Origin of the sequence: Chamaesiphon sp. OTE_8_metabat_110 (genome assembly GCF_031382685.1) — a bacterium.
GTDB lineage: Bacteria > Cyanobacteriota > Cyanobacteriia > Cyanobacteriales > Chamaesiphonaceae > Chamaesiphon.
The window spans coordinates 1-5,202 of the sequence record NZ_JANMZA010000283.1 but is presented as its reverse complement, the minus strand read 5'-3'; the positions used below and the strand labels follow the sequence as shown (position 1 = coordinate 5,202).

The window sequence follows — 5,202 nt, the reverse complement described above, 5'->3', positions numbered from 1 at the left end:
TGGTTCAAATTTTTGACAGAAATCATCAATATCCGAGAATAATGCGTCTAAACTATTCATAGGAAGAGGTGCTAGAGCGTTGATAGTTATACCTTCTAGCTTAATGCCTCTTCCCTTTCTTATCCCGAACTGACGTTAATTATTAAGTATATCGGCACAATTATTTCAACCATTAGAATTATCTGAAACCCTGATGGTGGGCAGTGCCCACCCTACAAGGCTACAAGTCTCAAAACCCAATTCTCAATTCTCAATTCTCAATTAACCCCTTACCTGCTGCTCGATCTGGCGCACGACAGTTAATGCCGAATAACTAACTCCTGCCGTACCTTCGCCGGGATGAGTAGAGTCACCCACCATCCACAATCCCTCGACGGGAATCCGCGTCGCGAAGCCAAATGGCCCGAATGTCGATACTCGTTGCCCGATGCCGCCGACGATGCCGCGATCGCGTCCGGTATAATGCTCGAAGGTGCGCGGCGTACCTGCTTCGGTGACGATGATATTTTCGGGTGCGAGATCGAAGTATTCACCCAATTTAGCGATCGCCGTAGCCGTGTATTCAGCTTTCATCTGTTCATAATCCACGCCCTCGGCGTACCATTTATGCGGATCGACAAATGATGAGGCAATAATCGTCGCCTTCCCGTCAGGCGCACGTCCGTCGCCGGGATGGCTGACAGAGACAAATAACGAATTATTTTCGCCGATGATGCCGTCGTAATCGTAGAGAAATTGTAAATGGGGCGGACATCCGGCGGGAATTGCCGCAGTTTTTACGCCTAAATACACCACAAATGCCCCCGAAGCTTGGGGTAAAGTTTTGACACGCGATCGATAGCCGTCGAGCGATAGCAAGGGAATCGGATGGGACTTAGGAGCCGCATCGCCGAGCAATCTGACTAAATCCTGTGCCGTGACATTTGCCACCACTTCAGCCGCAGATTCAGTCCAAGTTTCGTCCGTTTTTTGGTTGCGGATCGTGACACCTGTGATGCCATCCTCGTCACACTCGATCGATTCCACCGTATGCCGCATCAATAATTTGCCACCATCCCGCTCTAGCGACGCCACCAACCGATCGCTCAGCACCTGCATACTCCCCTGAAGGTGATACAGTCCTTGGGGGGTCTGTGACACGCCTAGCGCCGTTGCTGCATATAATAATGCCGTCTCAGCAGCGGTAACTTGGGAATAAAGCTTGAGTTGCAAATCCAGAAACGTCCGCAACCGTTTATCGCCACCTAGTCCAAACCAGTTGAGTGCATCCCCAACTGTAGACAGGGTAAAGGGTACGGTAATCAGCGTCCCGAGCCGGAGTGCGCCGACTAGCTGCGATACATCCCACAGATTGCGCGGGGGTAAAATCGGATCGCGGCTTTGAAACTCCCAGCTCGCATTAAATAATTGCTGTAAAAACTGCCAGAATGGTTCGCTGCCTGGAAATTGCTGCTGGCGTTCGGCTTGCCACCGTTCGGGGTCGCGCCAGACACTAATCGGCGTGGTTTCCCCTGGTAAAAATACCGCACAAGCCGGATCGCAGGGTGTCGCTGGCGGTAAGTCGATTTCTAATTCGCTAAAAATGCGGTGATGGATGCCGCCCGGTTCTAAGCCAGCAACTTGAGTCGCGCCGACATCGAAGGTAAAGCCTTGGCGCTTGAATGTAGATGCACAGCCACCAGGGACGATCGCCCGATCGAAGATGGTTACTTCATAGCCACGTTTTGCCAATAATGCACCCGCTGTCAAGCCGCCGATGCCAGCACCAATAACTACAACTTTCGGAAATGAATTTGACATGGACGCGATCGGGAAAAATGGTTGCCGTCTTTATCGTAACATTTCTACATGAATGGCGCAGGGGTTACAGATGGTGGCTTTGAGCGAATTTCTCATTAATGCTCCATATTACTTATCAATTGCAAGTATCCTTAGTCCTCACGCTATTACAGAAGATCGATCGTCGATCGACTAAAGTTAGCGTCGTTCTCACCCCGCGAAATGTCACGTTAAAATGAGGAGATTGCCGCATTCTACTATTCCTAAATCGAGTGTCATCCCGGAAATATCCGACGTTTTGACAATCGCATCCGTAAGTTTGCGGAAAATAGAAAATGCTCGCTGTAGATATCGATAGAGATTAGGAGAAAAATAAATGACTTTTACCTCAATTGCATCGAAACCAACCGATCGCGTCGTTCAAAAGCCTCAAGATATCCAACCGATCCAGTTATCTAAAATTTCGGTTGCTGCTTCGCTAGTAACCATTGTCAGCTTGACGTTCCTACCTTTGCTCTGGATGTCCCCATCATACCCCGCCGAAATTCGCCCCAGTCACAAGCAAGTCTCTCCAGCCGCTACAGTAACCTCAGCCCAATAACAACCGCATAAAATAAAGGGTGGATATTATCCACCCTTTATTTTATGGAAGCGATCGAGATTGTGTCGTTACCGATACATATTTACGGGGTGAATTGGGTTTTTATCCCACCTTTAATTAAAGCTAGTCATCCAGATGCGCATAGCGATTGAATAGAAAATCGAGGGCATAATTTCGTAACTCGATATAGGTATGACTAGCCATAATCTTCTCGCGATTGCGGGGTCGATCGAAGGGGATATCTAGTACTTCGCCAATTTTGGCAGCAGGGCCATTAGTCATCATCACTAATCGATCTGCTAGATACAGAGCTTCATCGATATCGTGAGTAATCATCAATACTGTGACCTTATTTTCGCGCCAGATTGCCAGGAGTTCGTCTTGCAATTCCTCTTTGGTAATCGCATCGAGGGCACCGAAGGGTTCATCTAAGATTAGCACTTGAGGTTTGATAGCCAGAGCGCGGGCGATCGCAACCCGTTGTTTCATCCCCCCAGAAAGCTGTCCGGGCTTCTTGCTGGCGGATTCAGTCAATCCCACCATATTTAGATGCTCGCGGACGATTTCTTTTTTTTGAGCTTCGGTGTAAGTAGGATAAACAGAATCAACAGCGATGTAAATGTTGTCATAAGCCGTCAGCCACGGCAACAGACAGTAATTCTGAAACACCATCATCCGATCGGGGCCAGGTTCGGTAATCAGTTGGTTTTGCAGGGTCACAGTACCGCTAGTCGGGGTATTGAATCCCGAAACCATATTCAGGAGGGTGGATTTACCGCAGCCAGAGTGCCCGATCAGACAGATGAATTCGCCCTCATTAACTGCCAAGTCGATCCCATCGAGGATGGTAGCAGGGCCGCTAGCAGTGGGATAAACTTTGGTAACTCGATCGATCGTCAGGAATGCCATGTGTTTTTAAGTAAATAGAGAGGATCGTCTATAAAATCCCCTCCTCGGAGGGGTGCCCAACGGGCGGGGTGGGTAGATCTCCGCAGCAACTCACCCTAGGCAATATCCACATTTCTAACTTCCAGCTCCCGATGAATGGGCTGATTGCGGAGATAATTCAGCGGCTCATCAGGATTAAAGACTTGCCCGTCGAAGAGCTGGAACGGGTCGCGATCGGGTTCGATGCCGATGTAGCCTAATTCCTGACAAGCCGTGAGAAAATGGTCTACCCGGCGGACTCTAGACAAGATTTCGAGGTGATTTTTAGGGAAAGGGGTGATGCCCCAACGCGCGAGTTGAGTGAGAATCCACAGTCCTTCGACGCGGCGAGGACAGTTGGCGTTTTCGACGTGAAATTGGTGGTAACGGGGGAGAATTTCGGGTATGGTGCCACCACCTCTGTCAAATGGCCCGATTAGTCCGGGACGAATGGCTTGAGGGGAGACATTGAGGTGTTTGGCGAGCAGGGTGAGGATTTCTGGACGATGGCGGGGTTCATCGCAATACTCACAGGCTTCGAGGATGGCGCGGACGATCGCGCTGTGAGTATTAGGATGCTGTTGTACCCAGCTTTCGCTGAATCCCAGCACTTTCTCTGGGTTCCCAGCCCAGATATCCAGATCTGTGGCAATAACAAAACCGATCCCTTCTTGAATGGCGACGGTATTCCAAGGTTCGCCGACGCAGAAACCGTCTATATCACCAGATCTCAATTGACTGACCATTTCTTGCGGCGGGATAACCACCAAGTCTAGATCGATATCTGGGTCGATGCCAGCGGAGGCGAGCCAATACCGCAGCATCAGGTTGTGCATCGAGCATTCATGGACGATGCCAAGGGTCAGTTTCCGCTCGATAATTGTGGTTTTAATTGCCGCCTTCAGGTTTTGGAGCGTGCGGATGCCCTTACTGTAGAGCTGGGTACTCAGAGTGATAGCGTTGCCGTTCCGCGAGAGGACGAGAGGGACGGAAATTGGGGTTGATGGTCGATCGTTCGTGCCCAGAGTCAGGGCTAGGGGCATCCCTGCGACCATCTGAGCCGCGTGAAGTTCGCCGCTGACAATATGGTCGGCGATCGCGTCCCAGTTCGCTTCCTGGAGGAGGTTGATTTGCTCGATGCCGTACTTAGCAAAGAAGCCTTTTTCTTTGGCGATAATCAACGGCGCAACGTCGGTGAGTGGGATGTAGCCGATATTAACGGTGGTTTGTTCGATTTTTTTGGTTTGGGGGGCGAGGATCGTTGTCGATTTATTTGCTTGACGTTGTTTGACGCGTTTTTGCTGGTTGAGGAAGTCGATGATTTCACTCCGCATCGGGTAGTAGTCGGGATGCTTGACTACTTCCATCCGCTGGCGGGGACGAGGCAAATCGACGGTGAGGATTTGACCGATTTGGGATTCGGGGCCGTTTGTGAGCATCACCACCCGGTCGGATAATAATAAGGCTTCATCGACATCGTGTGTCACCATGACGGCAGTAACGCCACTCTCTTCGCAGATGTGCATCAATTGCTCCTGTAAGCCGCCACGGGTGAGGGCATCGAGGGCACCGAAGGGTTCGTCTAATAGTAGTAGTTTAGGGCGAATAGCTAGGGCACGCGCGATCGCGACGCGCTGTTTCATTCCCCCTGAAAGTTGGCCAGGACGTTTACTCGCTGAGTTTTGTAGACCAACTAATTCGATATGATGTTCGATGATACTTTTGCGTTCGCCTTTGGGTTGTCTACTATAAACTTCATCGACGGCAAGAGCAATATTTTCCCGCACTGATAACCATGGTAATAGCGAATAATTCTGAAATACTACCATTCGATCTGGCCCAGGTTCGGTAATTTCTCTCCCTTCTAAAATTACCCCGCCTGTCGTGGCTCGATC

Annotated in this window: 4 protein-coding genes; 1 reads left to right on the top strand and 3 read right to left on the bottom strand. The window is 50.1% G+C overall.

Annotation, left to right across the window (positions count from 1 at the left end):
• Nucleotides 1–261: 261 nt before the first annotated feature.
• A complete protein-coding gene (crtD, locus tag RMO52_RS10210) occupies nucleotides 262–1,800 on the bottom strand; it encodes a C-3',4' desaturase CrtD (RefSeq protein ID WP_310413632.1) in 1,539 nt (512 codons plus the stop codon).
• A gap of 355 nt (nucleotides 1,801–2,155) precedes the next feature.
• On the opposite strand from crtD, the gene RMO52_RS10205 reads away from it, so the two are divergent.
• Nucleotides 2,156–2,380 (top strand): hypothetical protein, encoded by a 225-nt coding sequence (locus RMO52_RS10205; RefSeq protein ID WP_310413630.1) that lies wholly within the window; start codon nucleotides 2,156–2,158, stop codon nucleotides 2,378–2,380.
• A 123-nt stretch (nucleotides 2,381–2,503) separates the two neighbouring features.
• Here RMO52_RS10205 and RMO52_RS10200 read toward each other — a convergent pair whose 3' ends face one another.
• Together RMO52_RS10200 and RMO52_RS10195 are read right to left on the bottom strand one after the other, a co-directional pair.
• Nucleotides 2,504–3,289, bottom strand: coding sequence for a nitrate ABC transporter ATP-binding protein (locus RMO52_RS10200; protein ID WP_310413627.1), 786 nt, complete (start codon nucleotides 3,287–3,289; stop codon nucleotides 2,504–2,506).
• 95 nt (nucleotides 3,290–3,384) lie between these two features.
• On the bottom strand, nucleotides 3,385–5,202 hold a 1,818-nt coding region (locus RMO52_RS10195), incomplete at its 5' end, for a nitrate ABC transporter ATP-binding protein (protein WP_310413624.1).

What these genes read in the sequence shown, in the direction of transcription:
- crtD (WP_310413632.1), bottom strand. Translation starts at nt 1,800, where the DNA reads ATGTCAAATTCATTTCCGAAAGTTGTAGTTATTGGTGCTGGCATCGGC.
- RMO52_RS10205 (WP_310413630.1), top strand. Translation starts at nt 2,156, where the DNA reads ATGACTTTTACCTCAATTGCATCGAAACCAACCGATCGCGTCGTTCAA.
- RMO52_RS10200 (WP_310413627.1), bottom strand. Translation starts at nt 3,289, where the DNA reads ATGGCATTCCTGACGATCGATCGAGTTACCAAAGTTTATCCCACTGCT.